Origin of the sequence: Microcystis sp. LE19-10.1B, from assembly GCF_027530565.1 — a bacterium.
In the GTDB taxonomy this organism is placed as follows: domain Bacteria; phylum Cyanobacteriota; class Cyanobacteriia; order Cyanobacteriales; family Microcystaceae; genus Microcystis; species Microcystis aeruginosa.
Genome location: NZ_JAPZQM010000389.1, coordinates 1 through 1687, shown reverse-complemented (window position 1 = coordinate 1687; position 1687 = coordinate 1). Strand labels below are relative to the sequence as shown.

The window sequence follows — 1687 nt, the reverse complement described above, 5'->3', positions numbered from 1 at the left end:
CGGGCGGCTCCCCAGAACAGTCTCAGCCTGGAAGTTGGTCACTAGCTAGACACTACCTAACAGCCACAGGCGATAGGCTGAGAGGCCAGAGATGCTGTCGTGGCTTTCATCTTACCTCTCAGCGGTTTTTGAGATGTTGCGACAATTGGCAATATCAAAGTCAAACGGCTATCAGTGCGATCGGCGATCGCGTAGGGTGCGTTAATTAAATGTAACGCACCACCCACGAGATATATTAAAAATAGTTAGCCGTAGGGTGCGTTCCCTAATGTGGCTCCTACTGCCCCACCAATAGATTTTGGGGAACGCACCATGCTAGAGGATTATAAAAATATCTGCCGTCGCACTCCAGCCCATCGCGGCTGAGTTCAACCGTTATCGAGAAAAATAGTTAAATCCCGTCAAATTCCCCTAAAACTTTCACCTCTGGTTCTAACCAGAGGGACCAGCGATCGAACACTTGTTCCTGCACATGACGAATTAAACGCAGAATATCCGAGGCTTTTGCTGAACCAATATTCAGGATAAAATTAGCGTGTAATTCTGATACTTGCGCTCCACCAATTTGATAACCTTTTAATCCCATTTCCTCAATTAAAGCCCCGGCAAATTGCGGTTTAGGATTGCGGAAAACGCTACCACAACTGGGACGATCATAGGGTTGGGTACTTTTGCGATGGCGTAAATTATGGGTAGTAATTGCCATTATTTCCTCGCAATTATCGGTAGCTTCTAACTGAAATGTAGCTTCGATAACTAAACGTTGATCCCCTTGCAGAGAAGAACTGCGATAACTATAATTTAAATCTTCTTTGCTTACAGTTTCTAACTGACCATCGGGATTTAATACCAGCGCCCGCACTAATCGATCCGCCACACAGGAGGTGTGCGCCCCCGCATTCATGACCACAGCACCCCCCACCGTACCGGGGATACCCACCGCCCATTCTAGGCCCCTCCAGCCCCTTTTTGCCGCTCTCCAAGCTATTTTTGGCAGGGGTTCCCCCGCCGCTGCTGTAATCGTAGCAGTTTCGGCATCAAAACAACTCGATCGCAGATGGCGAGTATTGAGGACAAGTCCGGGTAAACCTCGATCGCTGATTAGTAAATTTGAACCAGCCCCCAAAACAGTCAAGGGTAAATCTTGCGATCGCAACCAAGCGAACACTTCTCTTAATTCCTCTAGATTAACTGGTTCGGCATACCATTGCGCTCTTCCCCCCACCCGGTAGGAAGTGAAATCAGCTAGAGAAACAGAGGTTTTAATCATAGGGTTTTAGGGGTTGGGGGTTGGGGTTTTAGGGTTTTGGGTGTTGGGTGTTGAGGGTTGGGGTTTTAGGGTTTTGGGGTAGTGGGGAATTTAGCTGAAATTTCCCTATCTCCCTATCTCCCCATTTCCCCATTCCCTAGCTCGGGGTTGGGGTTTTAGGGTTTTGGGTGTTGGGTGTTGAGGGTTGAGGTTTTAGGGTTTTGGGGTAGTGGGGAATTTAGCTAAAATTTCCCTATCTCCCTATCTCCCCATTTCCCCATTCCCTAGCTCCTATACCTGAACTTCCCCCGTATAAATATACTAGCTATGGCTCAAAGTCTTACAGAGCCTGAGTTAAAGCAATGTAATACTAATAAACTACTGGGTACAAACTCCTGAAATCCTTACGCAGACAGGGTTTGAGGCAAAATTTTTCAA

The 1687-nt window shown here is 47.2% G+C and carries 2 protein-coding genes; both read right to left on the bottom strand.

The features are described 5' to 3' along the window. Positions 1-56: 56 nt before the first annotated feature. Positions 57-227, bottom strand: coding sequence for a hypothetical protein (locus tag O9332_RS14080; protein ID WP_288026078.1), 171 nt, complete (start codon positions 225-227; stop codon positions 57-59). 164 nt (positions 228-391) lie between these two features. Continuing rightward, complete coding sequence (murB, locus tag O9332_RS14075) at positions 392-1270, bottom strand: UDP-N-acetylmuramate dehydrogenase (RefSeq protein WP_002760709.1); 879 nt, start codon at positions 1268-1270, stop codon at positions 392-394. Positions 1271-1687: the final 417 nt, after the last annotated feature.

Bases quoted from the DNA above. Each gene is read 5' to 3' on its own strand.
- murB (WP_002760709.1), bottom strand. From the start codon at position 1,270: ATGATTAAAACCTCTGTTTCTCTAGCTGATTTCACTTCCTACCGGGTG.